Source organism: Halomonas sp. XH26 (genome assembly GCF_024138895.1).
GTDB lineage: Bacteria > Pseudomonadota > Gammaproteobacteria > Pseudomonadales > Halomonadaceae > Vreelandella > Vreelandella alkaliphila.
The window spans coordinates 3,546,160-3,572,320 of the sequence record NZ_CP071889.1 but is presented as its reverse complement, the minus strand read 5'-3'; the positions used below and the strand labels follow the sequence as shown (position 1 = coordinate 3,572,320).

Below are 26,161 nucleotides of genomic sequence, written 5' to 3'. Positions count from 1 at the left end.
GCTCGGCGGTGTCGAGCCCTGGGAGTCGATCGCTATGAATTCCACTGAAACGAAACCATCGGTTGCGCCAGCAGCGGCTGATCAAGACGAACGTATCCAGAGAGTCTCTTTCTGGAAGAAAGCGCTTAATCGCCCAGAGTTGGGGGCGTTGGCCGGTGCCGTGTTGGTGCTTGCCTTCTTTATCGCTGCTTCCAGCGGCACCGGGATGTTTACCCCAGCGGGTATTATTAATTTTCTTGAAGTCGCCGCTCAGCTCGGCATTATCGCCACGGCGGCTGCGTTGCTGATGATCGGCGGAGAGTTTGATCTTTCGATTGGCTCGATGATTGGCTTGGCCGGCATTCTGATTGCTATCCCTGCGGTGGAGTATGGCTGGCCGCTATGGGCCGCAATTTTATTGGCGTTCGCCTGTGCGGGTCTGGTGGGCTGGATTAACGGTAATCTGGTCAATAAAACAGGCTTGCCGTCATTTATCGTTACCCTGGGCTTCCTGTTCATTCTGCGTGGCCTGGCTATCGGAACCAGTCGGTTGTTGACGGGACGTACTCAGGTGGGAGGAGTGCAGGATCATATCCCCGGAGATTGGTTTGCGGCGCTTTTCTCTGGAGAAGTCGCTACGGGCCTATTTAGCTGGATGGCAGCAAATGGCTGGATGGCGACCAACTTTGCGGGCAACCCCACGGTTACCGGTATTCCCGTCTCGATTGTCTGGTGGCTGGGCTTAACCGCTGTAGCGACTTGGGTGCTGCTGTGCACGCCTTACGGCAACTGGATCTTCGCTAGCGGTGGCGATGCCAATGCGGCGCGCAACTCAGGCGTTCCCGTCCATCGCGTTAAGATTTCACTGTTCATGTTCACGGCTTTCTCCGCCACCATCTTTGCCTGCATACAGGTGATGGATACCGGCTCGGCGGACACCATTCGCGGCCTACTAAAAGAGCTGGAAGCCATCATTGCCGTTGTCATTGGCGGTGCTTTGCTGACCGGTGGCTATGGGTCTGCCATTGGTGCAGCGCTGGGTGCACTGATCTTTGGCATGGTGCAAATGGGCATCTTCTATACCGGCGTTAACACCGACTGGTTCCAGGTTTTCCTCGGCGTGATGTTGCTGGTGGCGGTGCTATTCAACAATTACATGCGCAAAAAGGCGATGGAGGCCAAATAACATGACCACACGTACGCCAATGATTGAAATGCGCAGTGTCAGCAAACACTTCGGCAGCGTTATCGCCTTAAGTGATATCTCAATGCAGGTCTACTCCGGTGAGGTTATGTGCCTGCTAGGGGATAACGGTGCTGGCAAGTCAACGTTGATTAAAACCCTTTCTGGTGTTCACCAGCCCACCCACGGCGAAATGCTTTTGGATGGCAAACCTGCTCGTTTCAAGTCCCCAGCTTATGCATTAGACGCTGGTATCGCGACCGTTTTCCAGGATCTGGCGATGGTGCCGTTGATGTCGATTACCCGTAACTTTTTTATGGGGCGCGAACCGACGGTGGGCTGGGGGCCTTTAAAGCGAATTGATTGGAAATATGCCGACCGGGTTGCCAAAGAGGAAATGTCCAAAATCGGTATTGATGTACGCGATCCAAGTCAGCCGGTGGGTACGCTTTCCGGTGGGGAGCGCCAGTGTGTGGCGATTGCTCGTGCCGTCTACTTTGGTGCCAAAGTGCTGATTCTGGATGAGCCCACGTCCGCGCTTGGGGTCAAGCAGGCGTCTGTTGTACTGCGCTACATCGCTAAAGCCCGCGCCGATGGCCTTGCGGTTATCTTTATTACCCACAATGTCCACCATGCTTACCCAGTGGCGGATGCATTCACCCTATTATCACGCGGCGGTAGTTTGGGCTCCTTCCGCAAAGAAGAAGTCAGTCGCGAAGAAGTGCTCAACATGATGGCGGGTGGCGCTGAGCTTGAAAGCCTGGATGCAGAGCTTGCGGAATTCCAGCGGGAAGATAAAGCCAAGAAGGCCAGCTTAGCCGACCAAGACACTCAACCTGCCGATGCAAGCAGCACTGAACTCTCTTCACCGCGAACGGCGAACGGCTATTAGGGAGCCATGATGAATAAACCTACTCCATCATCGCCGTTCACGCTGGCCGTCTGCGCTGAAATGGTGTTCCGCCACTTGCCCGTGTTGGAGCGTGTTAAACGTATTTCTGAACTGGATTTTCAAGTCGAAATCTGGGACTGGACGAAGCACGACATTGACGCACTGGCCAATAGCGGGGCGACGTTTTCATCCATGACCGGCTATGTCACCGGCACCCTGGCAGATGCCACCGGGGCAGATGAACTGCTACGCACCGCCGCTGAGTCGGTTGAGGTAGCAAAGCGCCTTGGCATTCCGCGCCTTAACCTGCATGGCACCGGGCTAGATAGTAATGGGTTGCCCGTTCAGCCTTGCCAGCAGATGACGGGCGCTATGTGGCTCAAAGCCCGCGACACGCTCAATCGGCTTGCAGATCTTGGCGAGAAGAGTGACGTCACCTTCGTGCTTGAAAACCTCAATACCGACGTTGATCACCCCGGCGTACCGTTTGCTCGCTTGGAAGATGTTCTAGCGCTGGTGGAGAGTGTTGATCGGCCCAACTTGCGCATTATGTTGGACGTTTATCACGCTCAAATTGGCGAAGGTAATCTGATTGAATTGATTCGCCGCTGCGGGCCGTACATTGGTGAAGTGCAGGTAGCCGATGTGCCTGGGCGCTGCGAACCGGGGACTGGCGAGATTAACTACCCGGCCATTGCTCAAGCGCTGAACGACATAGGCTATCGCGGCACGGTGGGGTTAGAAGGTTGGGCCTCTGGCGACGACGAACTAGCACTCAAGCGGTTTCGGGACGCCTTCTCATTTTAGGTAAGCCTCATCGATAGCCACCCAAGACGCTTTTATGCCCAGTGCCCTCTTTTGCCCGATACCACGAATTTGTGACGTGGGGAGACATTTATGCTGAATAACAATAGTCAACACCGGCCGCTTGACCTGATTTGCCTGGGACGTGTGGCGGTCGACCTGTACGCCGAGCAGATTGGCAGCCGTTTAGAAGACGTGGCGAGCTTTGCCAAGTACCTAGGTGGCAGCTCGGGCAATATGGCTTACGGCACCGCTCGTTTAGGATTGAAGTCTGCCATGCTCTCGCGGGTCGGCGATGAACAAATGGGCAATTTTGTTCGCGAGGAATTAGCACGAGTGGGGGTGGATACCTCCGCGCTACAAACCGACCCCGAGCGCCACACCGGCTTGGTACTGCTGGCGTTAAAAGATCGCGAAAGCTTCCCGCTGCTATTTTACCGCCGCGACTGTGCCGATATGGCCATCGACGCCGACGCCATCGACCCTGAATTTATCGCCCGGGCCAAGGCGCTGGCGATTACCGGCACCCATCTTTCTACCGATACCACTCGCCGGGCGTGCCGCAAAGCGCTGGACGCCGCCGCCCATCATGGCGTGAAGCGGGTGCTGGATATCGACTACCGCCCAGTGCTGTGGGGGCTGACTAACCCTGGTGATGGTGAAACCCGCTTTATTTCGGATGCAACCGTGACCACCGATCTGCAGCGCTGGCTGGCGGATTTTGACCTGATTGTGGGCACCGAAGAGGAGTTTCATATTGCCGGTGGCAGCACGGACACCTTAGCCGCTTTGCGCGCGGTACGTGAGGTTAGCGAAGCCACTCTGGTATGCAAGCTGGGGCCCATGGGCTGTGTCGTGTTTGAAGGCGCTATTCCTGACCGCATTGAAGACGGCATTCTGGTCAAGGGCGTTCAGGTCGAGGTGCTCAATGTACTGGGCGCTGGCGATGCCTTTATGAGTGGCTTGCTACGCGGCTGGCTGCGCAATGAACCCTGGCAAACCAGCGCCGGTTACGCCAATGCCTGTGGCGCGTTGGTGGTCTCCCGCCACGGCTGTGCCCCCGCCATGCCCACCGAAGACGAGTTATTTGATTACTTGGCGCGCCGGGGTGAGGTACCCCGTCCGGATATTGATCAACGCCTTAATCATCTGCACCGCGTCACTACCCGGGTGCCTAGTCAGTGGCCCGAAGTGTTGGGGTTGGCATTTGACCACCGTCGCCAGCTCACCGATATGGCCCGCGAAGAGCATGCCGACAGCGTGCGGTTGCCAGCACTCAAAAAACTCTTGGTCACCGCCGCTGAAGAGGGCGCCAAGCTGGGCGGCATCTCCACTCCCGCTATCCTGGTTGATGACGTGCTGGGTCAGGACGCACTCAATCATGCCAGTGGAAAAGGCTGGTGGATTGGTCGACCGGTAGAGCTGCCAGGCTCACGCCCGCTGCGTTTCCAGCATGGCGATGATTTAGGTGCCTGCCTACGAAACTGGCCTAGAGAGCAGATCATTAAATGCTTGGTGTTCTACCATCCTGACGATGAACTCTCACTGCGCCTAGAGCAGGAGGAGCGTCTGCGTCAGCTCTATCAGGCGGCCTGTACTTATGGGCTGGAGTTGCTGATTGAGATAATCCCTCCCGCTGATATGCAAAGCGATAACACGACGCTACCGCGCAGCCTTCAGCGACTCTACAACCTAGGCATTCGCCCAGACTGGTGGAAGCTACCCTCAATGACGGATGTTGCCTGGCAGGCGGTGGGCGAGACGATTGAGCGCGAGGATGCATACTGCCGCGGGGTTGTACTGCTCGGGCTCGACGCCCCTATGGACGACATGAAACGCGGCTTTGAAGCAGCAGCCAATCATGCCTGCTGTAAGGGTTTCACCGTTGGCCGCACGCTATTTGCTAGTGCGAGTCGTGATTGGCTGGCCGGGCGTATCGACGACGCTAGCTTGGTAGCGCGAGTCGCCCAAAACTATGCCGAGCTGATAAAGGCGTGGCGGCAACTAAGGCAGGCGCAGCCGCAAACGCTGGCCCACACGGAGGAGGCGTAAGATGAGCACCATTCGACTCACCATGGCCCAGGCGCTGGTCAAGTATCTCTCCGCTCAGCGTATTGAGATAAATGGCCAAGAAGTGGCTCTGTTTGAAGGCGTGTTTGCGATTTTTGGTCATGGCAACGTGGCGGGGTTAGGCGAAGCGCTTTACCACGTGCAAGACGAATTGCCGACCTTTCGTGCCCATAACGAACAGTCCATGGCCCACGCGGCGATCGCCTTTGCCAAGGCCAATGGCCGCCAGCGCCTAATGGCGGCGACCAGCTCCATCGGCCCGGGGGCGACCAATATGGTGACCGCCGCGGCGCTCGCTCATGCCAACCGTTTGCCGATCCTGCTGCTGCCGGGGGACACCTTTGCCACCCGCGAACCGGATCCGGTGCTCCAACAAGTGGAGCATTTCGGTGACCCTACGATTAGCGTCAACGACTGTTTCCGCCCGGTGTCGCGCTACTTCGACCGGATTAATCGCCCAGAGCAACTGCTGACCAGCTTGCCACAAGCGATGGCTACGCTTCTGGATCCTGAACACTGCGGCCCTGTAACCCTGGCGCTGCCTCAGGATGTACAGACCTTTGCCTATGACTACCCAGAGGCTTTTTTTGCCCCCAACGTGCATCGCATTCGTCGCTCGCCACCGGATGCATACCAGCTAAGCCAAGCCATTACCGCGTTGCAGCAGGCTAAACGCCCGCTGATCATTGCCGGTGGCGGCGTGCATTACGCCGCTGCCTGCGATGCCCTGGCCGAGTTTGCCAAAACACGCGGTATTCCGGTGGCTGAAACTCAGGCCGGAAAAGGCGCACTGGCCGATAGCCACCCCTGTGCCGTAGGTGCCATTGGGGTGACCGGTAGTGCAGCTGCTAACCAATTGGCGGAGCAGGCGGATGTCATTCTGGCGGTGGGCACGCGTTTGCAGGACTTTACCACTGGCTCTCGGGCGCTGTTTGAAAGCAGCGATAAAACACTTATCGCCCTTAACGTTGGCCGTTTCGATAGCTTGAAGCATCAAGCGTTACCGCTTAGCTGCGATGCTTTGATCGGGCTGGGGCAACTCGACGCAGCGCTGGGCGAGTGGCGCGGTAGCGATGAATGGCGCGAACAAACCGGCACTCGCAAACGCGAATGGGCCGAAATAGTGCGCCGTGTAACCGCAGATCAAGGGCTAGCGCTGCCCACCGATGCTCAGGTGATCGGTGCAGTTAATCGCCAAGCTGGCAGCGATACTACCGTGGTCTGCGCTGCCGGTGGTTTGCCCGGCGAGCTGCACAAACTCTGGCAATGTTCGGGCCCTGGCAGCTACCACGTTGAGTACGGTTTCTCCTGCATGGGCTATGAAATTGCCGGCGGGCTGGGCGTCAAGATGGCTAAACCTGACAACGAGGTAGTGGTGCTGGTCGGTGATGGCAGCTACCTGATGCACAACTCGGAGCTGGCGACCTCGGTGATGCTGGGCCACAAGCTGACTGTGGTGGTGTTGGATAACCGCGGTTATGGCTGTATCAACCGCTTGCAGCACGCCACTGGCGGCGCGGGGTTCAACAACCTGCTGCAAGATTGCCGCACTGTTGAGGCTGGTGCACCGAAAACCGATTTTGCCGCCCACGCTAAAGCGTTGGGCTGTGAGTCTGAGTCAGTGAGCGGCATTGCGGAGCTGGAGCAGGCGTTGGTGCGCGCTCGCAGCGCCAACTCGACCTATGTGATTGCCCTGGATACTGACCCACTGCCCAGCACCCAAGAAGGCGGTGCCTGGTGGGAAGTGGCCGTGCCCGAGGTTTCCGAGCGTGAAGCCGTCAATAAAGCCTATCAAGGTTACCGCGAAGCCAAGCAGCGCCAGGCCCGCTAATCAAATACAGAACATCAGAGAGTCGGCGATAGGGTAAAGCGCCCTAACGCCAAAAATACTCAGACAAAAATGATAAGGAATACGCTATGCCGACGGTTACTTTAGGCATCAATCCGCTCACCTGGACTAATGATGATTTGCCCAGCCTGGGTGGCGCAACACCGCTGGAAACCTGTTTGAAAGAGGGGCGCGAGGCAGGCTTTAGTGGTTTTGAATTAGGTAACAAGTTTCCCCGCACGCCCGACGCCTTGAATCAGGTGCTTAGCGCCCACGACTTGGCGCTTGTGTCGGGCTGGTACTCCGCGCAGCTGTTGGAACGCACGCCTGAAGAAGAGATTGACGCTATTCAGGATCACATGAACCTGCTCAAGCAGTGCGGCGCTAAGGTGATGGTGCTATGTGAAGTTACCCACTGTGTACACGGCGATCAGGAGCGTCCGCTCTCCCAGCGTCCGCACCTTTCCGAGCAAGAGTGGCAGCGCCTGCTGCATGGCCTTGAGGTGGTGGGTGACTACCTGAAATCCCAGGGCATTCAACTGGTGTATCACCACCACCTGGGCACAGTAATCGAAAGCCAGGCCGACGTTGAGCGCTTAATGGACAACACTGGCGAAGGTGTGGGTCTACTGCTTGATTTCGGTCATCTGCGCGGTGCAGGCGGCGATCCGCTCGCCATCGCCAAACGCTACAGCCAGCGCATTCACCATGTGCACTGCAAAGACCTGCGCTTCCCTGTGCTGGACGCAGTGCGCAACCGCGATAAAAGCTTTTTAAACGGTGTGTTAGACGGCCTGTTTACGGTGCCGGGGGATGGCAATGTAGATTTTCTGCCCGCCTTAACCCACCTGTGCGAACAGGGCTACCAGGGTTGGTTAGTGGTTGAAGCCGAGCAAGACCCTGAAGTCGCCCATCCGTTGACCTATGCTCGCCTGGGGTATCGCAACTTGCGCCAACTTGCCGAGCAGGCAGGTTTCGACATTGCCAGCTAAACAGTGCCAGTCGCCGCCTTTTAATCAGGAGCTTGTATGAAGACGTTATCCCATTATCTTAATGGTGAGTTCTCCACCGGTCAGAGCCAGCGCACTGCGCCGGTTTATAATCCGGCCACCGGCGAACAAAGCGCCCTGGTAGCGCTAGCCACCGCCGATGAAACTCGTGAAGCAGTGCGCATCGCCGACGAAGCCTTTGCCGTTTGGTCAAAAGTCTCGCCGCTAAAGCGCTCGCGCATCTTGTTTAAATTCAAGGCGCTAGTCGAAGAGCACACCGATGAGCTGGCGCGGCTCATCTCCAGCGAACACGGCAAGGTGTTTTCAGACGCCAAAGGCGAAGTGACTCGCGGCCTGGAAGTAGTCGAGTTTGCCTGCGGCATTCCCCACCTGCAGAAAGGCGAGCACTCTATGAACGTCGGCACCGGCGTTGATAGCTATTCGATGATGCAGCCGCTGGGCGTGTGCGCCGGTATCTCGCCGTTCAACTTCCCCGCCATGGTGCCCATGTGGATGTTCCCCATTGCCTTGGCCTGCGGCAACACCTTTGTCATGAAACCTTCGGAAAAAGATCCCTCTACGCCGCTGCGCTTAGCTGAGCTACTTAAAGAGGCGGGCCTGCCGGATGGTGTCTTTAACGTCATCAATGGTGATAAAGAAGCGGTAGATGTGCTGCTCACCGATGAGCGTGTTCAGGCGGTAAGTTTTGTGGGTTCCACACCCATCGCCGAGTACATCTACGCCACGGCATCAGCACATGGCAAGCGTGTTCAGGCGCTGGGCGGGGCTAAAAACCATATGGTGATTATGCCCGATGCGGATCTCGATCAAGCCGTGGGTGCCCTGATGGGCGCGGCCTATGGCTCAGCAGGCGAGCGCTGTATGGCGATTTCGGTGGCCGTGCCTGTGGGCGAAGAAACCGCTAACCGCCTGCGTGAAAAGCTGGTGGCTGAACTGGATAAATTGACGGTCGGGCCTGGCTTGGTTGATGGCCCTGATAACGATATGGGGCCGCTGATCACCCGCGAGCATCGCGACAAGGTGGCGGGCTATATTCAGGTTGGTGTGGATGAAGGCGCAGAGCTCGTGGTCGACGGTCGCCAGACAACGGTTGATATCGCAGGCGATGGCTACTTTATTGGCGGCACTCTGTTCGATCATGTGACGCCAAAAATGCGTATTCACTCCGAGGAGATCTTTGGCCCGGTGCTGGCGATTGCTCGCGTGGCCAGCTTCGACGAAGCGGTCAGCATGATCAACGCTCATGAATACGGCAACGGCACGGCAATCTTTACCCGCGATGGCGATGCCGCGCGCCAATACTGCGAGCAGATCCAGGTCGGTATGGTGGGGGTTAACGTACCGATTCCGGTACCCATGGCGTTCCACAGCTTTGGCGGTTGGAAACGTTCACTGTTTGGCCCGCTGCATATGCACGGCCCCGACGGCGTGCGTTTCTACACTCGCATGAAAACCATCACACAGCGCTGGCCCAGCGGCATTCGTGAAGAGACCAACCACTTCACCATGCCGACCATGTAAGCAGTCTATGGGGCACGACATCATTCAACGCCGGGCCCAGCCCGGCGTTATTGTTTTAGAACAGGGATAACCACAATGAAAACCCTCAAGATTGGTCTAATCGGCACCGGTTTTATGGGCAAAGCCCACGCCATTGCCTTTAATGCAGCATCCAGCGTTTTTGAGCTGCCCGCTAAGCCCGTTTGCGAACTGCTGGCGGATGTCGACCTCGCCACTGCGGAGATCCGAGCAAGTGCTTGGGGATTTGCCCGTGCCACCGATGACTGGCGCGCCTTGGTAGAAGATAGTGACGTGGACGTGGTGGATATCTGCGCGCCTAACTTCCTGCATAAAGAAATGGCGCTGGCCGCTATCGCCGCTGGCAAGCATGTTTACGCTGAAAAGCCGCTGGCGCTGAGTACGGCAGACGCCGACGAGATGGTCGCCGCGGCTGAAAAGGCGGGCGTCAAAACCCTGGTAGGCTTTAACTACATTCGCAATTCTGCCACCCAGTTGGCTCGTCAGATTGTTGCCAGCGGTGAAATTGGTGAGCTGATTCACTTTCGTGGGCGGCACAATGAGGATTACCTGCTCGACCCGCACAAGCCCCATGACTGGCATACCAAGCGGGCGACCGCTGGGGCCGGTGCGTTAGGTGATGTGGGGTCGCATATCCTCAATATGGCCGAATTTTTAACCGGGCAGCGGATTAGCGAGGTTTGCGGCCAGCTACAGACTGTCATCCCCTCTCGGCCCAATGCCGACGGGAGTGCTATGGCTGCGGTGGAAAACGACGATCAGGCCCAGGCCATGCTGCGGTTTGATAAAGGGTTAATCGGCAATATCGAAACGTCTCGGGTGGCGGCTGGTCGCAAAATGGGCTTGGCCTACACGCTAACGGGCACCAAAGGTGCCATTGTGTTTGATCAAGAGCGCATGAGCGAGCTGCAGCTGTATCGCCACGGCGATGCCCACGGCAGGCGTGGGTTCACTACGCTGTTAGCAGGCCCGGAACATCCCGACTATGCCGCGTTCAGCCCCGCACCAGGGCACGGTCTGGGCTATAACGATCAGAAAATTATCGAGGTGCGCGACCTAGTGGAGGGCATCATCAACCACCGCCCCCTCTATCCTGACTTCCGCGAAGCCGCGCGGGTGAATCGTTTGATAGATGCGATTGAGTCCTCAGATAAACAAGGTATGTGGGTAGCTGTATAAAGTTACACAGCTAAATCATTGAGCTATTTTCACGTGATTAGCTATTAAAGCAGGCCCACTGGCACTGAAACGGCAGGTTCAGCGTCAGTGGGTGCCTTCTGATCACAAAATAATCAGCGTGGCTAGCCCCAGGAACGTCATAAAGCCGACCACATCAGTAACGGTGGTTAAAATGACGGCACCTGATAATGCGGGATCTATTTGCAATCTTTTCAGCACTAAGGGAATCAGCACGCCTGATAAATTAGCAAGGCTCATATTCACAAAGATGGCCAACGTAATCACCAGCGTAATCAGCGGATCGCCGAACCACAGATAGGAAATACCACCAACGACGAGTGCCCACACCAGGCCGTTACTCATCCCCACCCACATCTCTTTGTTATAGAGCCACTGTTTGTTATTACCGGCGAGCTGACCGAGCGCTAAACCGCGTATCACCACCGTGAGGGTTTGGCTGCCCGCAATCCCGCCCATACTCGCGACCACCGGCATCAGGATGGCTAGCGCTACAATTTGGTCCAGTACCTCTTCAAACTGCCCAATTACGAAGGCCGCTAAAAAGGCCGTGAGCAGGTTAATACCCAACCAAATGCCGCGGCTCTTTGCGCTGCGGAGTATCGGGGTGAAGACTTCTTCTTCGTCGCTGACGCCCGACATGTGCTTTAACGTCATGTCTGCATCATCTTGGGTGATTTCTAATACATCAGCAGCGTTCAACTGGCCTACTAACAACCCGTCGCTATCGCAAACAGGGACAAAAGGCAGCTCTTTAGAGCGGAGCAGTGCGGCAGCCTCGCTTACCTTCATCTGATCATTAAGTGTGAAGGGGGCAACCATATACTCATCAACGACGCTCTCCTGTGGTTGTTTGACTAGATCAATGAGCGTCAGCGTGCCTAACAGGCGCTTATCCTTGTCGGTAATCATAATCTGTTGTGACTCATCGTCGAGCAGGTGATGAATGCGGATATAGCGCTGTACGGCTTCCAGCGATACGCCCTGTTTTACATTGACCGTCTCTGGGTCCATGTAACGACCGACCACGTCATCTTCATAAGAATGAAGGTTCTCAACTTGGGCGCGGATCTCTTGATCTAAGCTGGCATAGACAGTCGTTTTGATCTCTTCGTCGGCGACGTCGAGAACTTCAGCCACTTCCTGAGCATCTAGGCCTTTAACGATTTGTTCTACATCGCTGGCAGAAAGGTCTTCAATATAGTCGGCACGAATATCTTCATCGACTTCGGCGAGCACTTCACCGAGCAGTGCTTCCGGAATGTGCTCCCACAATCGGTCGCGAGTTTTGGTTGGGAAAGACTCAAGCGTGCGCGCAATCGATAAGATATCGAGTTCAGTAAACAGCTCGCTTAGGGCGGCGGTATCTTCCTCATCTAACCGTTTTTGAAGATAGAGCAGTTGCTCCTCTGAATTTGTGTATTTTTCCTCATCGCGCATAGAGTCCGTCCTTATTGGAAGCTAGTGTTAAAGAAGTGCAAACTCCTGGCGGCTCGCTTTATGAATGTTATAGACAGGTAGGGTTGAAAGCCATGGCGGTATTGTGATGCAAGCGCACGATATACCAGCCCATATCGTGCCCAAGCAGCCCTACAGCTGGAAGTGGCGAGGCGTTGATGACATCACCTCACTAAACGATGAACTATCCAGTCACATTTAACTATGAGAAGAAGGCTCTGGCCGGGTAGCCAGCCAAAGTGCAATCAGCATTAGGAGAGCCACCACTGCCCCGCTTAACCAGCCAGGCCCGAGTGACCAAACGGTGATTATTGCACTCAACGCTATCGTGCAAACGGCAAAAATCTTAGCGCGCTTGGGTATGGCGCGCTCTTGTTCCCAGGTAACCAGCAGTGGCCCGACATAGTGGCGGGAGCGAATCCAGGCTTCAAAACGTGGAGACCCCCTTGAGGCACAGTAAATAGCTATTAGCATAAACACGGTGGTCGGCAATAAGGGCAGAAAAATGCCTAATACGCCGATGCTAAAACTCATCCCTGCCAGCATTACCCACATGAGGCTGATCAGTCTCATTCTTGCTCCCCAATTGGCACACGGTAATGCATATATTGCCCGTTACGTACGGATAAGTATGGACTTATATGAAGGCTTTGCCACTCTGCGGGATAGAGCTCGTTGGCTGCTGACCGTTATCTTAAGGCGTTAGGGCGAGAAGAGGGGCTGCAGCGTTACGGCTATTGATAGGCAGCAGCTCTACGTCATAAACCTCCGCGATGGTGGCGGGGTCAAGCACTAGGGCGGGCGAGCCGTGAGCAATACGCTGACCTTGATGTAACAGCCATACCCGGTCGGCGTAGGTGCTGGCGAGATTGAGGTCGTGCAGCACGCAGACAATCGCCATGTAGTGCCGTTCTGCCCAGGCGCGTAGTTGACGCATTAAGCGCTGCTGCTGGCCGATATCGAGTGCGCTAGTGGGTTCATCCAGCAGTAAAAGGCCGCCATCTTTGGCGGTAGGTGAGTGCCGTGAGAGTAGCTGACAGGCACCTCGTGCAATCATTACCCGTTGGCGTTCGCCGCCAGAGAGTGAAAGTACGCTGCGTTTAGCTAAATGCGTCAGATCTAGGTCATGCAGCAGTTCCGCAATCAGTGCATTGCTGGGGTTGCTGCCTAAGCTCACTAGCTCAAAGGTTTGCCAATCAAAGCCGGGCAATTCTTGCTGGGCGACCAGCGCCCGGCGATTGGCAAGCTCGTTGATTGGCCACTCACTCAGGCGTTTGCCGTCCAGATGTAGCTCGCCCTGTTCACAGGGGCGAAACCCCGACAGCATGCTGAGTAGTGTGCTTTTGCCCGCGCCGTTGGGGCCAACAATGGCGAGTAGCTCACCAGGGCGAAGGGTGCCGTCCAGAGGCGCGATTGAGGGCGTGGTGGTAAAACCCGCCTTATGTAGGGTTAGCATGCCCGGTTCCGACGCATTAGTAGGTAAAGAAAATAGGGGCCGCCCAGTAGGCTGGTTAACAGCCCGACGGGGATTTCGGCGGGGGCACCGAGGGTGCGCGCCAGGGTGTCGGCCACCACTAGCAGTAGTGCACCGCCTAACATAGAGGCGGGTAGCAGCAGGCGATGGCCAGGCCCGAGCCAAAGTCGCAGGCAGTGGGGGACGAGTAAACCAAGAAAGCCAATCACGCCAGTAAGCGCGACGCACAGCCCTACACCCAGCGAGGTAGCAACGACCACGCGGCGTTTTAAGCACGTTGCATCCAGGCCTGCCGCATGGGCGGTAGATTCGCCTAGCTGAAGTAGGTCAAGCTCACGAGCGCTGCGTATTAACAGCCATAGGGCAAAAGCAATCAGGGCAAGGGCTACGGCGGTGGTGCGCCACAGAGCGTTGGTAAGCGTGCCCATTCCCCATAAGCTGAGCTGACGAAGTTGATCGTCGCTGGCAATAAACGCCAGTACGCCGCCTCCAGCGCCTGCTAACGTGTTGATTGCTAAGCCTGCTAGTAGCAGTGACATGACGGCGGCACTGCCACCCCCTTGGCGCTTGGCAATGCCAAACACCACTAAGCAAACACTAAGCGCACCGAGAAAGCCCGCTGCAAACTGGCCGTAAAGGCTACCGGCAGCGCTGCCCTGAAATAGCACAATCCAAAGTGCTACAAATAGCCCTGCGCCACTGGCAAGGCCTAATAGCGTTGGGTCGGCCAATGGGTTTCTAAATAGCCCCTGCATGGCGGCACCACTGCCCGCCAGCATCGCCCCCACGGCAACCCCCAGAAGTAGGCGCGGTAGGCGTAGCTGCCACCATACTTGGACACTGAGCTCATCTGCGCTGCCATTAATGAGCGCCCAGGGCGACACACCTAACGCGCCTGAAGCAGCACCCCAGCCAAGGGCGATCAATAACGCCAGGGTAAGACCACTTAACACTCGTGCTGTTCGACTAAGCGGTAACAAGGGGCGATAACGATCATGGGAAGCGCTGGTGATCATCGGCTGACCTGCTCTGTGCCAAGCAGCGCCTCAATGTCCTGACGCAAGGTAAATAGCTGCTCAGGCGTGCGAGGGCCAAAACCGAGCAGTGCTTGATCATCAATCACAATAAGCCGCTGTTCGCGTCCTGCGGGCGTTAAGCGCATCCCCGGTAACTTCCATAGTGCATTTTCACCGCCCAGAGCGTCTAACCCCCGTTGGGACATAATCACCAGCGCAGGTGCTTCTTTTGCCAGCGCCTCTGCCGCAACGCTTTGATAGCCCGCCATATCGCCAAAGGCATTGTCGAGGCCAACGGCATCCAAGGCTATATGGGCGGCGGTGTCGCTGCCGGCAACCCGCGGTGTTAGGCCACTATGGTGAAGAATAAACATTGCACGCGTATCAGGCAGCGGGGGAAGAGCCGCCAAGCGCTCAAGCGTCGCGGTGAGTGAGGTTGCTAACTCGTCACCCCTTTGTTGGCGTTGCGTGTGCTGAGCCACTGTGCGGACTTTCTCGGCAATCGAGGAAAGGTCAGCTGGGGCATCAATCACATCAACCGTTACACCCACGGCCTCTAGCTGTTCCAACACTTCTTTCGGGCCGGAATGTCCCGCTGCTAACACATGATCCGGCGCCACTGAGAGTACGCTTTCTGCCGACAGCTGGCGCAGGTAGCCTACCGAGGGCAGTGCGGCCATTTCGGGCGGGTGGAGCACCGTATCATCGCGGGCAACGACCTCGATATCCGCGTCAAGCGCGGCGATGGTTTCAGCGATATCGCCGCCCAGAATGACCCAGCGTTCATTGGCTAGCGCCCCGCCAGTGGTTAACCAGCCAATCAGTAGCGCGGCAAACGACTGGCATGCGAAGCGTGTGACGTTCATGCCACAGCCTCTTGGCTGCCGAGTTCATTCAGCAACTGCCGCCACTCGGGACGCTCCAAGCGACCTTCCTGGCGCTCAGCGTAAATTTGCAGCACCAAAGACCCCTCTGCATCAAAGGCTTCTACACTGGTGACGCCACCGTCGCGGTTAGGCTTGCTAACCTGCCACACTTGCTCAATGGCGGTGTCATTAAGGTGCAGCGTGAACTGCTCGCCAAACAGGTTCAGCCAGCCGCGGGCGCGCTGAGGTTTAGGTAGTGTGCCCGTGCGAATTTGCACGCAGCCAGGACTGGCCACGAACAGCATCAGTGGCAGTGCGCGCTGACTTGCTTTGGTTAACAGATTTTCTAGGGCATCGACGGGCAGCGCGCGAGTATAACGGCCTTCCATTAGCTGGTTGGCTTCCAGACGCTCTAGATGGTGGCGCTGAAGCAGGGCGAAGAATTGGTGCACATCACGCATCGCCGCCCACTCGCTGGCGAGTGTCGGCGCTTCAGGAAGCGCACGCTTTAAGCGGGGCGCGCTTTGGGTAAACGCGGGGGTATCTATGGTGCCTAGGGCAGCTAATGCGCCCCATGGGCGGGGCAGCGGATCTTCCAGCGCAAAGCTTTTGTGAATGGCGCAGCCATGCTGATTGAAAATTTGCAGGCTCCAGCGCCACTGGCCTTGTTCATTCTCCGTTGGCAGGGGGGCGCGGTTAGAGCCATGGATAGGAGCATGAATAGGGTCGCGGATTAGGCAGGCCCAGTGCCAGTGGGAATACAGCAACCGTAAATCTAAGCCACCTGGGTCAAGCAGCAAGCCGGTTTGCGGCCCGCCGTCCAGGTCAGGGTAATCACCGGTTTGCTCGAGCACGGCTAAACGAGAGCGGGTGAGCGCTTTGACTCTGCCTAATTGGGGAAGGCGAGCCGCAAGGTCTTTCGGTGCGAGGGGCAGCGTCCATACGTCACGGCCTAAGCGCGCGGCCTGAAGTTCGCCTTCACTGATTGATAAGCGCTCGGCAATATCAATCGCTGGCAGGCGAGGCTGTGCTGCTCGTGCTGCTTCAAAGGCTTCAAGAATTGCGATCTGCTGGGACTCAATCATACGTCACCTCTAGGCTTAACATTGCAAGGAGTTACCACTGCCAGTTGAGGGTGGCGAACAGGCTACGTCCGTCGCCCAGACTGCCATCGGGCCGATACCACACTTTGTCGCCGAGGTTGGCGAGGCGCAGCGCGGTATCAATAGCGGGGGTGATTTGCCAAGCAAGGTGGATATCGTGCAGCCCATAGCCTGGCAGGCGTTCATCGTCGCCCTGTTTGTCGAACGCCTGAGCAAAGCGACTTTGCCAGCCGACCCGTACAGCGCCGTTATAAAGTGCAACGTCACTGCCCAGCGTCATTTCCAGGGGTGTTTGGCTACCCAGGGCCTCACCGCTGTCGCGATCTTTGCCGGATACCTCTGAAAGACCTACAAAGCTGGTTAGCAGTGGGAATGCGCTAGGTTGCCAAGTAAGTCGGGCGTCATAGCCCCATAGCTGAGCACGCTGCACGTTTACGGCCTGAGTCGTGCCCGCCATGATATCGACCTGAGTGTCGATGAAGTCGTCTGCACGGGTGTCGAAGTAGCTGGCGCGCGCCTGCCAGTCGCCTTGGTGCCATACCACACCGCTTTCCCAGGTGCGGCTGGTTTCAGGCGACAGGTTAGGGTTAGGAATCCAGTAGTTGTCGGGCGTACAGAAAAATGGTCCTGCGCAGAACCCGGCAAAGTGGCGCTCGTTAGCGTAAAGCTCGGAAAGGCTGGGCGCGCGGAAGGCTTCGGCGTAGCCTGAGAAAAGCATCAAGGAGCCGTCGGGTCGCCAGGCAAGACGGAAGCGCGGCGACACTTGGTCGTGCACGCTGTCGGCATCGTTTTGACCGCTGGCGTCATAGCGGTCATAGCGCGCGCCAATGCCGACGTCAAACTGCCCCGCGCCGCCCTCTGCTAAATAGCGGCCCGCAGTAAGCGTGGTGTCAAGATAGGCCGACTGGGTATCGATATCAGCGTGGGGGAAACCATTCGCTTCACCGTCAGGCCGTTGGCGAGCCTGCTCCAGCTCTGCGCCAAACACCAGCGTTTGTGAAAGCCAGCCATGGTCGATGCTGTGATAGCCATCGCTCTGCAGGCCGACCCGCTCAAGGGTGCGGCTAGCCTGTGGCTCGTCGATATCCTGTTGGCTAAAGGTAAGCTGCGAGGTGATTTCAGTGGCACCACTCGGTTGCCAGCGGTGGCCAAGTTGTACGTTATTGCTCTCAACATCACGGTCGCGTAATGGGTTGCTAGCGCTGGTTGATAGCTGCTGCGGATTAGCGGGTTGGGTGGCGCGCTCATCATAGTGCTGCCAGCTAATAAACACCCGTTGGTCGTCGCTTGGTTTCCAGCCGCCTTTCAAAAGCAGGCTATTGAGGCTGGCATCTTCTACTGCTTCATCACCGCCCGCGCGACGAATATCGCCTGACTCGCTACGGCCCACAGAAAATAGCCCATCCACTTGCCCATTAGTTGTGTCGCGGCGGCCAAACGCGGTCAGGCTGCCGCGTAGCTCGTTGTTAGCCGTCGCCCCACCTAGGGAAAGACGTGCACCGCTATCTTCACCTGGGGCTAATAAGTCGCTGGCCTCTACACTGGTAAAACTAACAACGCCGCCCATGGCGTTGCTACCGTACAGACTGGAAAGCGAGCCACGGGCAATCTGCACTTCTTGAATCAGCGCTGGGTCTAGAAAAAAGTTGCCCACATGGCCGGTAGAAATATCTTGGCGAACGCCATCCAGACGCACCAGTACACCATTTCTCCCGAAGCCACGCATACTCAGCGTTTGGCCGTTACGGCGTCCTTGGCCAGCCACATGGAGGCCAGGCTGGCGACTCAGCACGTCTTCAACGCGGCTTGCGGTGGCAAGCGTTGCATCTTGGCGGTCGATGATGTCGATAATGAGTGGTGCGCGGGACAGGTCCGTCGGTGCTCGGGTACCTGTGACCGTGACGGGGTCTAAGTCCGACTCATTGGCGTGGGCAGGTAGAAGAGGGAGTAAGGTAAGGCAAAAGCCTAACGTGTGAGTTGGTTTCATGGGCCAGACAGTTCCAACAGAAAGTGATGGATAATGTTGCTGGCTGGGTGCGATGGGCTACCTGGCTGGCTAAAAGGGGTGGTAGTGGGTAAGTGGTTATTTTTAAAAGGTTTATGCTGTTAGGATCAGCTTGCCGCTTTTCGTGCGTCGCAGCACATAGCGTCGCTGTTCATGGTGAATAACCAACTGACCGTCTTGATCAAGCAGCGCCTGACTTGTCACCTCGCGAGATGCGCTAGGTGAGCCTTCTGGCGAAACATCTTTTTTCCTAGGCTGCATGAGAGGTTATGTCCTGTGGTAATGATAACTATTAGCATTAATTTAGCAGACTTCCCCCTCGCTCACAACCATCACTCTCAACCACCGTTCTCAACTAACGTGCAGACGCTTCACTAAAGGTTTAATAGTCGGTGAAAGCTTGCTAATGAACGTTCATATAACAGTAGAGTGCTCGTCATTACCCTGTCATTTAAATTTATTAGTGTCTCCTTAACTTAAAACTAGCGCGTGTTAACCGTGACAAGGGGACCGTTATGAGCAAGGAAATTGAAGATCATCGCCTGTTTAACCAGAGCAGCAACCAGCCTTTTGCGGATGTGTTAGCGCAGCATGTTTCGCGGCGTGCGGTAATGCGGGGCGGCCTAGGCTTGGCCGCTGCTTCAATGCTTGGCTTTGGCGGTGCCGCTCAAGCATTGGCCTCAAACGGGGCGCAAAAAACGCCGCTGACGCTGGCGTTTGAGGCGGTTCAAGGATCGCTAACGGATGCTGTCGTAGTGCCTGAAGGCTATATTGCCCAAGTGCTGGTTCCTTGGGGAACACCGTTGAGCGCTGGTGACAACTGGCAGCCCGACCAGCCAATGACCGCCGAGCGTCAAGCCGCTAGCGTGGGTATGAACCACGATGGAATGGCTGGTTTTGCCTTGGATGCTGATAACGCCTCGCGGCGATTTTTATTGGCACTCAACAACGAATATATCGAACAAGATGCGCTCTGGGCCCCCCAGGGTGGCCCCACAAATGCCAGGGGAAAACGACCGGCAGAGGAGTCACGCACCGAAATCAATGCTCATGGCGTTACCATTGTGGAAATTGAGAAAGACGCTAACGGCCATTGGTCGCATGTGCCAGGTTCATCTTATAACCGCCGTCTTACCAGCGCGACGGTAATGGAAATAGCAGGCCCAGTGGCGGGCAGTGACTATGTGAAAACGCGCTTCTCACCAGCGGGTACACAAACCCGTGGCACCAATAATAATTGTGGTAATGGGTTAACGCCCTGGGGCACCTATATCGCCTGCGAAGAGAACTGGCCCAATGTGTTTGTTAATCACGGCCAGCTTTTCCAGGACGACGCGCGGATAGGTATTCCTACCGACAAAAGCCGCTATGGTTGGGATACCTCGGCGGGTGATGCCTCTGAAGAAAATGATGAGTTTGCCCGTTTCGATATCACGCCACGGGGCGAGCGTGCCGAAGATGACTACCGCAATGAAGCGCGCACCTTTGGCTACCAAGTAGAAGTCGACCCCTATAGTGATGCCCTCGCGGTTAAGCGCACAGCACTAGGCCGTTTCCGCCATGAAGGGTGTTGGTTAGGCAAGCTAGAGGCCGGTCAGCCGGTGGTTTATTACTCTGGTCACGATGCACGTAACGAGTACGTCTATAAATACGTTTCTGACGCTGCCTGGGATCCTGCCGATGCCAATCGCCCAGGCGAGGCGTATGACCGTCTCGCTATTGGTAGTAAGTATATGGATAACGGCACCCTCTATGTGGCCCGTTTCCATGCCGATGGTAGCGGTGAGTGGTTGCCACTAACGCCTAGCGCGCAAACACGCGATGGCCGCTCGTTGGCAACGGCTTTGGGGTTGGCAGAGAATGATTTAGCTGGGGTGATTATTAACACCTGTGATGCAGCGGATCTAATGGGAGCGACACCGATGGACCGCCCTGAGTGGGCAACCGTGGATCCTTCCTCTGGCGAGGTGTATCTAACGCTGACCAATAATTCGAAGCGTAGCGAAGATGCCGTTGCGGCTACTTTCACCAATCAAGGCGATGACATTGCTCAGCTAGGAGTGGGCTACGAGACAGCCCCGGCCAACGCCGTTAACCCACGCGCTAATAACGAAGCCGGTCACATTATCCGCTGGCGTGAAAGTCGCCTGCCGAATGCCTTTCGCTGGGAAGTGTTTGTATTTGGTGCCGCCACTAATGATGAAGGCAATCATTCCGGCCTGACTGAAATGAACCAATTTGCCAGCCCCGATGGTCTGTGGTTTGACCAGCGTGATGATGGTCAGGGCATTCTCTGGATTCAGACCGATAATGGTTATGAAGGCATTACCGAGCACACCAACGACCAGCTATTAGCCGTGGTACCTAACAGCCTAGACGAGCTTCAGGGTACCGGTCCGGTGATTAACAACAGCAATCAACAGCAACTTAAACGCTTTGCTGTTGGGCCGAACGGCTGTGAAGTGACCGGTATTTTTGCGACGCCAGATAAAACGGCGCTGTTTATCAATATTCAGCACCCCGGCAACTGGCCCGCGGATGGTGGCGCACTGACCCAAGATGCTACCACTGAGACCAGTGGCCAAGTACGTCCTCGGGCATCTACCGTTGTTATTCAGAAGCGCGATGGCGGGCCAGTGGGCGTTTAAATCAAAACCTAAGCGTTGCGAAAGCCCCGTTGATACGGGGCTTTTTTGCATACTAGTGGTGCGCTCAATGGTTTCCATACGCCGCCAAAAACACATCTACGGCGCGACTAATCTGATGATGAAGTTCTTCATCACTTGGGGGCTGGCGTACCCCCATGCGCACCTCCATAACTAACATGCCTTGCCACATGCTACAGAGTTGGTCAGCGGCTAGCGTGGGTGCGTTAAGCGTTAAATGCCCCGCGCAGGCTAGCCCCTCAAGCTTTTCCTGCAGCCACTTTTTAGTGGCCCAGGGGCCAGCTTCGAAAAAGGCCAGAAGCAGTTCAGGGTACTGATTCCCCTGTGTACTCATAACACGCTCAACGGCTAATACGTGAGGCTCCAACAAAAAGCGCACGAGCCCTGTGCCGACTTCAATCAGTGATTGACGCACGGCTTCATGAGTGTCGGGAAGCTGTTCTAGACCATGACGAATGAGGGCGGTTTCACGCTGAATGACGTTGCCAAATAGCGCTTCTTTGGTTGCAAAATGGCCGTACACAGTCACTTTGGAAACACCCGCTTCACGGGCAACGGCTTCCATGGTCACCCCTTCGAGCCCAAAGCGAAAAAATAGGCAGGCCGCCGCGTCTAGCATCGCGTTGTGCTTAGCCATATCTTTGGGGCGACCGGCGCTGCGTTTTTTGTCAGGCGGTAAAGGTTGCGAGTCCGTCATTCCGTAAAATCCGTGCCTATCGAATAAATAAATATTGAACGCTGCCGTACACATATTATAGTGAACCGTATCGTTCAAGAATAAACCATTTCGAGGCCATTATGGACACGTCCTTCAATACTTCCTGGCGCCACCGGAGTCGTGGCACGTTGGCGGCCTTAATTATGATGAGTATCACGGTAGTTACGGTGGTTGCGCTTACTAGCCAGCACAGTCGTGCCCAGTTGGCTAACCAGCAAGAAACTGATAACGCTTTGTTGCAAGTGGTTACGCAGTCTCTTGCCCACTCCGAACAGCTGGAGCGGGACGTGCGCTTAACGGGGCGAGTGGTTGCACGTCAGTCAGTGTCGCTTGCCTTTGAACCCGCTGGCCGTGTTAGCGAGGTGTTGGCTGATAGGGGGAGTGCGGTTGAGCAGGGCGATGTGCTAGCGACACTGGATACCCGTCGTCTTGAAAGCCGCTTGGCAGAAGTGGCCGCACGCAGTGAGGAAGCCCGCGCCGGTCTGGCTTTTGCTCAGCGCCAAGAAGAGCGTGAAGCGCAGCTTAATCAAAGTAACTTTGCCAGCCGTACGACGTTGGACCAAGCACGCACGGATCGGCTCACGCTTCAAGCTCGCCTTGCGGCACTGGCGGCTGAACGAGACAGCCTTACCGCAGATCTTGAAGATAGCACGTTAAAAGCGCCCTTCGCCGGACGCGTGATTGAACGTTATGTCAGTGTTGGCAGTTTAGTGGCTAGCGGCACCGCCGCGTTTGAGCTTATCGATATTGAGCAGCTCGAAGCGCACCTGGGATTGCCTGCTCGGTTAGCGTCGACGTTTACACCAGGCGAGACGGTCACACTCAACGTTAATCACCACGCTATTGGCGGTAAGGTACGTGCTCGGCTACCCCATATTGACAGCGACAGTCGCACGCAGACGCTGGTTGTCTCGCTTGACGCCTCAAGCAGCGCGGTGCCAGGTGATCTCGTTGAACTTAGCTACGCAGTGGTAGAGCCTGCCAGTGGCTATTGGGTGCCGCTAGATGCCTTACGTGCTGCCGAGCGAGGGTTATGGAACGTGATGGTGGCAGAGCCGCTGGAAGAGGGGCATTTTCGTGTGGCACGGGCGAGCGTGGAATTACTGCACACTGAAGGCGATCAAGCCTTTGTGCGCGGAACCCTTGAGCCAGGAATAAGGATAATTACTAGCGGCATTCACCGCATCACCCCTGGGCAGCAGGTCACCCTCAGCGAGGATATGGCTTATGCAGCGCATTGAGTGGTTATTTAATCGCCGTTTAGTGGCACTAACCTTGGGGTTGCTGGTTGTGGCTGGGCTATCGGCTATTCAAACGCTTCCTCGGGCAGAAGACCCTCATCTGATTGCGCGTATGGCTACCGTGCTTGCGCCGTTTCCTGGTGCTACGCCTGAGCAGGTTGAAGCGCTGGTAGCGCGGCCTATTGAAAACGAGTTGCGCACTATTTCAGAAATCCAAGTGCTTGAATCTACGTCGCGCCAGGGCATCGCTGTTATCAGTCTTGAATTAGAAGACGCGGTTATTGATGTCACCCCTGTGTGGAGCCGAGTACGAGATAAATTAGGCGATATCGCGCCAACCTTGCCAGCCGGTGTGCAAACACCAGAGCTGCTGGATGACCGCGGTTACGCCTTTAGCATGGTGGCTGCCCTGCGCTGGACACTAGATTCTTCGCCCAACCCGCAGTTGATGGAGCGCTACGCCGAACGGCTGGAAGATCAGTTTAGGCGTGTTGCAGGAACGGAGTACACCCATCTGTTTGGTGTCGCAGGGGAGCAGGTCGAGGTCATGGTCGACCCCTTAGAGCTAAATGCGTTGGGGCTTTCTGTAGGCCAATTGGCCGCCGCCATTGAAGCAAGTGATGGCCGCCGCACGGCAGGCGAAGTGGTCACTCGAGGCCATCGGCTAACGGTCGGACTGAGCGGTGAATTTGATACGTTGGACAGGTTGCGCGATGTCGACGTGGCTATCCGGCAAGGTCAAACGGTTAGGCTAGGTGAGATTGCCGAGCTGCGCCGCGGCGTGCAGGACCCGCCCGCCGCCATGGCGCTGCTTAACGGCGAACGAGCCGTGTTTGTGGGTGTCCGTATGGCTCCCGGCCAGCGTATTGATGTTTGGGTTGAACGGGCTCAGCAACAACTCATGGCGTTTGCTGACGAGCTGCCCGTGGGCCTTGATGTTGAAGTGGTGTTTGAACAAGCCAGTTACACCAATCAGCGCTTAAGCGATGTCGCTAGCAGCTTGCTGATAGGGTTAGTGCTGGTAGTGGCTATTCTGTTTTTAAGCATGGGCTGGCGCTCGGCGATCACCGTGGGACTAGCGATTCCCGCCACGGCGCTGCTCACGTTGGCGTTTTTCAAGCCGCTGGGTATTGATATCCACCAAATGAGCATTACCGGCATTATTGTGGCACTGGGGTTAATGGTGGATAACGCCATTGTCATGACCAACGCCCTTCGTGAGCGCTTCTTGCAAGGGGACTCAGTGATTGCCGCGACCCGAGATGCCTTGCGCCATTTAGCCGTGCCGTTACTCGCCAGCACCCTGACGACCATTCTAGCGTTTATGCCAATTGTGCTAATGCCAGGGCCCGCCGGAGAGTTCGTAGGACCGCTAGCCATGGCCGTTATTGTAGCGCTGGTGAGTTCTTACTTGGTATCGCTGCTGTTAGTGCCAGCGCTCTCTCCGATGCTGCTGGCCAGCGTGGCGAGGAAACCGTCAGGCTCACAAGATAACGTGGTCAAGCGTGGTTTTCGGCGTGCCGTACGTAGCTCGCTGCGTCATCCGGTGGCTGCCATGATCATTACCTTATGCGTGCCTGTGAGTGGCATCGCGCTAATGCCAACGTTAGACGTCGCGTTTTTTCCACCGGCAGACCGTGACCAATTCCACATTGAAGTACGCTTGCCACCGGCTAGCAGCATCGCCAATACCGCTGCGTTGGCCGATGAAGCCGTAACCCTTATCCGAGAGCTGCCGGGCATCAAGCGGGTGTCGGCATTTATCGGCGAAAGTGCCCCCATGATGTACTACAACGTATTGACCAATGAGGATAACAACCCGGCGTTTTTACACTTGATTGTCGATGCCGAGTCGTTAGCGGTGACTAATCAGCGGGTGCCAATGCTGCAGCAGGTGCTTGATCAGCACTTTCCGCAGGCCCAAAGCGTGGTGCGTAAGTATGAGCAGGGGCCTCCGTTTAAAGCACCGATTGAGCTACGGGTCTATGGCGATGACTTGGACATACTGTCATCGCTGGGGCTTGAACTCGCGAATCTAATGCATCAGTTGCCTCAGGTGACCCATGTGCGCGCAGGTATGCAGCGCGACCTGCCCAGGCTAACGCTGGATATCGACCAAACGGCGCTTCACGATGCAGGTTTAACGCCACAACGCCTAGCGGAACAGGTTGGTGCTGCACTGTCGGGCCAGTCTGCAGGCATGCTGCTGGAAGATACTCAGCAGCTCCCTGTTCGGGTACGGTATGTGGGTGAGTGGCGCACCGACGCTGAACAACTTGCCGCGCTGCGCTTAGTCAGCGATAGCGTCGCAGAGGGGTTGCCGCTAGCGGCAGTGGCGGAGGTATCGCTAACGCCAGCCTGGAGCGTGATTACTCGCCGTAATGCTGAACGGGTGCAGCTAGTACAAGGCTACTTGGTGGCCGATGCGCTGCCGGCAGTTTCCATGGCACAGCTAGAGGACGCGTTGCAGAACGCGCTCAATGCAGGAGAAATTCACCTCCCTTCTGGCTATCGCATTGAAACCGGTGGTGAGGCCGCCGAACGCAACGAAGCCGTGGGTAACCTGCTGGCCTCGGTGATACTGTTGGTGATTGCCATGGTGGCAACGGTCGTGCTGGCGTTTAATTCCTTTCGCCGCGCTGCCATTGTGTTTATTGCCGGTGCCCAGGCGATGGGCATGGGCATTGTAGCGCTGCTGCTCAGTGGTCATGCATTCGGTTTTGTCATTATTGTCGGCATTATGGGGCTTGTGGGTGTGGCGATTAATGCCACTATTATCATCATTGCTGCGTTTGACGACGATGAAGCGGCACGCCAAGGCGATATCGATGCCATGTTAGCGGTCATTAGCGGCCCCACTAGTCGTCATATTATCTCAACGACGATCACCACTTTTGCCGGATTAATTCCATTGATGATGGCGGCAGGTGGATTGTGGCCACCTTTCGCGCAAACCGTCGGATTTGGACTGCTTTTGGCAACGCTGGTGTCGTTTTTCTTTACTCCAGCGCTTTATCGGCTTTGGGTAGCAAGAGCAAACTCGTCTATCGGTAGCAAGCATGCGGTAGCGGGAAACGCAATCTGAGCATCCTTGCTAAGGTGGTGTGAGTTC

The 26,161-nt window shown here is 56.3% G+C and carries 20 protein-coding genes; 11 read left to right on the top strand and 9 right to left on the bottom strand.

Features of this window, described 5'->3' with window-relative positions:
• The first annotated feature begins 34 nt into the window (after nt 1–34).
• From J4377_RS16385 to J4377_RS16350, 8 genes are all read left to right on the top strand, one after another.
• A complete protein-coding gene (locus J4377_RS16385; protein WP_038478796.1) occupies nt 35–1,165 on the top strand; it encodes an ABC transporter permease in 1,131 nt (376 codons plus the stop codon).
• Nucleotide 1,166: 1 nt separating this feature from the next.
• Nucleotides 1,167–2,054 (top strand): ATP-binding cassette domain-containing protein, encoded by an 888-nt coding sequence (locus tag J4377_RS16380; RefSeq protein WP_038478793.1) that lies wholly within the window; start codon nt 1,167–1,169, stop codon nt 2,052–2,054.
• A gap of 9 nt (nt 2,055–2,063) precedes the next feature.
• Entirely contained in the window at nt 2,064–2,861 is a 798-nt protein-coding gene (locus J4377_RS16375) for a TIM barrel protein (RefSeq protein WP_120386238.1), read from the top strand.
• Between the two features lie 90 nt (nt 2,862–2,951).
• Nucleotides 2,952–4,910: a 5-dehydro-2-deoxygluconokinase gene (gene iolC / locus J4377_RS16370; RefSeq protein ID WP_038478787.1), complete on the top strand. Its 1,959-nt coding sequence runs from the start codon at nt 2,952–2,954 to the stop codon at nt 4,908–4,910.
• 1 nt (nt 4,911) lies between these two features.
• Nucleotides 4,912–6,759: a 3D-(3,5/4)-trihydroxycyclohexane-1,2-dione acylhydrolase (decyclizing) gene (iolD, locus tag J4377_RS16365; RefSeq protein ID WP_120386239.1), complete on the top strand. Its 1,848-nt coding sequence runs from the start codon at nt 4,912–4,914 to the stop codon at nt 6,757–6,759.
• A gap of 86 nt (nt 6,760–6,845) precedes the next feature.
• A complete protein-coding gene (gene iolE, locus J4377_RS16360) occupies nt 6,846–7,748 on the top strand; it encodes a myo-inosose-2 dehydratase (RefSeq protein ID WP_120386240.1) in 903 nt (300 codons plus the stop codon).
• A gap of 36 nt (nt 7,749–7,784) precedes the next feature.
• Nucleotides 7,785–9,287 (top strand): CoA-acylating methylmalonate-semialdehyde dehydrogenase, encoded by a 1,503-nt coding sequence (locus tag J4377_RS16355; RefSeq protein ID WP_038478777.1) that lies wholly within the window; start codon nt 7,785–7,787, stop codon nt 9,285–9,287.
• Between the two features lie 75 nt (nt 9,288–9,362).
• Nucleotides 9,363–10,484, top strand: a complete 1,122-nt coding sequence (locus tag J4377_RS16350; protein WP_038478774.1) for a Gfo/Idh/MocA family protein — start codon at nt 9,363–9,365, stop codon at nt 10,482–10,484.
• 102 nt (nt 10,485–10,586) lie between these two features.
• Here the strand turns inward: J4377_RS16350 and mgtE are convergent, their stop codons facing one another.
• The 8 genes from mgtE to hemP all read right to left on the bottom strand — a co-directional run bounded on the left by mgtE (nt 10,587) and on the right by hemP (nt 18,685).
• Nucleotides 10,587–11,942 (bottom strand): magnesium transporter, encoded by a 1,356-nt coding sequence (gene mgtE / locus J4377_RS16345; RefSeq protein ID WP_120386241.1) that lies wholly within the window; start codon nt 11,940–11,942, stop codon nt 10,587–10,589.
• A gap of 216 nt (nt 11,943–12,158) precedes the next feature.
• Nucleotides 12,159–12,533, bottom strand: coding sequence for a YbaN family protein (locus J4377_RS16340; RefSeq protein WP_232471422.1), 375 nt, complete (start codon nt 12,531–12,533; stop codon nt 12,159–12,161).
• A 121-nt stretch (nt 12,534–12,654) separates the two neighbouring features.
• Complete coding sequence (locus J4377_RS16335) at nt 12,655–13,416, bottom strand: ATP-binding cassette domain-containing protein (protein ID WP_253486178.1); 762 nt, start codon at nt 13,414–13,416, stop codon at nt 12,655–12,657.
• A complete protein-coding gene (locus tag J4377_RS16330) occupies nt 13,410–14,450 on the bottom strand; it encodes an iron ABC transporter permease (RefSeq protein WP_253486177.1) in 1,041 nt (346 codons plus the stop codon). Before J4377_RS16330 ends, J4377_RS16335 begins: the two co-directional genes overlap by 7 nt.
• Complete coding sequence (locus tag J4377_RS16325; RefSeq protein WP_253486176.1) at nt 14,447–15,316, bottom strand: hemin ABC transporter substrate-binding protein; 870 nt, start codon at nt 15,314–15,316, stop codon at nt 14,447–14,449. The genes J4377_RS16330 and J4377_RS16325 overlap by 4 nt, the downstream gene beginning before the upstream one ends.
• A complete protein-coding gene (locus J4377_RS16320) occupies nt 15,313–16,401 on the bottom strand; it encodes a ChuX/HutX family heme-like substrate-binding protein (RefSeq protein WP_253486175.1) in 1,089 nt (362 codons plus the stop codon). Before J4377_RS16320 ends, J4377_RS16325 begins: the two co-directional genes overlap by 4 nt.
• Nucleotides 16,402–16,432: 31 nt before the next feature.
• Nucleotides 16,433–18,406, bottom strand: a complete 1,974-nt coding sequence (locus J4377_RS16315; protein WP_253486174.1) for a TonB-dependent receptor domain-containing protein — start codon at nt 18,404–18,406, stop codon at nt 16,433–16,435.
• 111 nt (nt 18,407–18,517) lie between these two features.
• Nucleotides 18,518–18,685: a hemin uptake protein HemP gene (gene hemP / locus J4377_RS16310; protein ID WP_009722942.1), complete on the bottom strand. Its 168-nt coding sequence runs from the start codon at nt 18,683–18,685 to the stop codon at nt 18,518–18,520.
• A 254-nt stretch (nt 18,686–18,939) separates the two neighbouring features.
• Between hemP and J4377_RS16305 the strand changes: the two genes are divergently transcribed.
• Nucleotides 18,940–21,072: a PhoX family phosphatase gene (locus J4377_RS16305; RefSeq protein WP_083007345.1), complete on the top strand. Its 2,133-nt coding sequence runs from the start codon at nt 18,940–18,942 to the stop codon at nt 21,070–21,072.
• Nucleotides 21,073–21,136: 64 nt separating this feature from the next.
• Here J4377_RS16305 and J4377_RS16300 read toward each other — a convergent pair whose 3' ends face one another.
• The gene (locus tag J4377_RS16300; RefSeq protein ID WP_253486173.1) at nt 21,137–21,787 is read right to left on the bottom strand and encodes a TetR/AcrR family transcriptional regulator; all 651 of its coding nucleotides are present in this window, start codon (nt 21,785–21,787) and stop codon (nt 21,137–21,139) included.
• A gap of 101 nt (nt 21,788–21,888) precedes the next feature.
• Here J4377_RS16300 and J4377_RS16295 point away from each other — a divergent pair, with 101 nt between their 5' ends.
• Complete coding sequence (locus J4377_RS16295; protein WP_253486172.1) at nt 21,889–23,049, top strand: efflux RND transporter periplasmic adaptor subunit; 1,161 nt, start codon at nt 21,889–21,891, stop codon at nt 23,047–23,049.
• Entirely contained in the window at nt 23,036–26,134 is a 3,099-nt protein-coding gene (locus tag J4377_RS16290; protein WP_253486171.1) for an efflux RND transporter permease subunit, read from the top strand. The genes J4377_RS16295 and J4377_RS16290 overlap by 14 nt, the downstream gene beginning before the upstream one ends.
• The last annotated feature ends 27 nt before the right edge of the window (nt 26,135–26,161 follow it).

Bases quoted from the DNA above. Each gene is read 5' to 3' on its own strand.
- J4377_RS16385 (WP_038478796.1), top strand. From the start codon at position 35: ATGAATTCCACTGAAACGAAACCATCGGTTGCGCCAGCAGCGGCTGAT.
- J4377_RS16380 (WP_038478793.1), top strand. From the start codon at position 1,167: ATGACCACACGTACGCCAATGATTGAAATGCGCAGTGTCAGCAAACAC.
- J4377_RS16375 (WP_120386238.1), top strand. From the start codon at position 2,064: ATGAATAAACCTACTCCATCATCGCCGTTCACGCTGGCCGTCTGCGCT.
- iolC (WP_038478787.1), top strand. From the start codon at position 2,952: ATGCTGAATAACAATAGTCAACACCGGCCGCTTGACCTGATTTGCCTG.
- iolD (WP_120386239.1), top strand. From the start codon at position 4,912: ATGAGCACCATTCGACTCACCATGGCCCAGGCGCTGGTCAAGTATCTC.
- iolE (WP_120386240.1), top strand. From the start codon at position 6,846: ATGCCGACGGTTACTTTAGGCATCAATCCGCTCACCTGGACTAATGAT.
- J4377_RS16355 (WP_038478777.1), top strand. From the start codon at position 7,785: ATGAAGACGTTATCCCATTATCTTAATGGTGAGTTCTCCACCGGTCAG.
- J4377_RS16350 (WP_038478774.1), top strand. From the start codon at position 9,363: ATGAAAACCCTCAAGATTGGTCTAATCGGCACCGGTTTTATGGGCAAA.
- mgtE (WP_120386241.1), bottom strand. From the start codon at position 11,942: ATGCGCGATGAGGAAAAATACACAAATTCAGAGGAGCAACTGCTCTAT.
- J4377_RS16340 (WP_232471422.1), bottom strand. From the start codon at position 12,533: ATGAGACTGATCAGCCTCATGTGGGTAATGCTGGCAGGGATGAGTTTT.
- J4377_RS16335 (WP_253486178.1), bottom strand. From the start codon at position 13,416: ATGCTAACCCTACATAAGGCGGGTTTTACCACCACGCCCTCAATCGCG.
- J4377_RS16330 (WP_253486177.1), bottom strand. From the start codon at position 14,450: ATGATCACCAGCGCTTCCCATGATCGTTATCGCCCCTTGTTACCGCTT.
- J4377_RS16325 (WP_253486176.1), bottom strand. From the start codon at position 15,316: ATGAACGTCACACGCTTCGCATGCCAGTCGTTTGCCGCGCTACTGATT.
- J4377_RS16320 (WP_253486175.1), bottom strand. From the start codon at position 16,401: ATGATTGAGTCCCAGCAGATCGCAATTCTTGAAGCCTTTGAAGCAGCA.
- J4377_RS16315 (WP_253486174.1), bottom strand. From the start codon at position 18,406: ATGAAACCAACTCACACGTTAGGCTTTTGCCTTACCTTACTCCCTCTT.
- hemP (WP_009722942.1), bottom strand. From the start codon at position 18,685: ATGCAGCCTAGGAAAAAAGATGTTTCGCCAGAAGGCTCACCTAGCGCA.
- J4377_RS16305 (WP_083007345.1), top strand. From the start codon at position 18,940: ATGAGCAAGGAAATTGAAGATCATCGCCTGTTTAACCAGAGCAGCAAC.
- J4377_RS16300 (WP_253486173.1), bottom strand. From the start codon at position 21,787: ATGACGGACTCGCAACCTTTACCGCCTGACAAAAAACGCAGCGCCGGT.
- J4377_RS16295 (WP_253486172.1), top strand. From the start codon at position 21,889: ATGGACACGTCCTTCAATACTTCCTGGCGCCACCGGAGTCGTGGCACG.
- J4377_RS16290 (WP_253486171.1), top strand. From the start codon at position 23,036: ATGCAGCGCATTGAGTGGTTATTTAATCGCCGTTTAGTGGCACTAACC.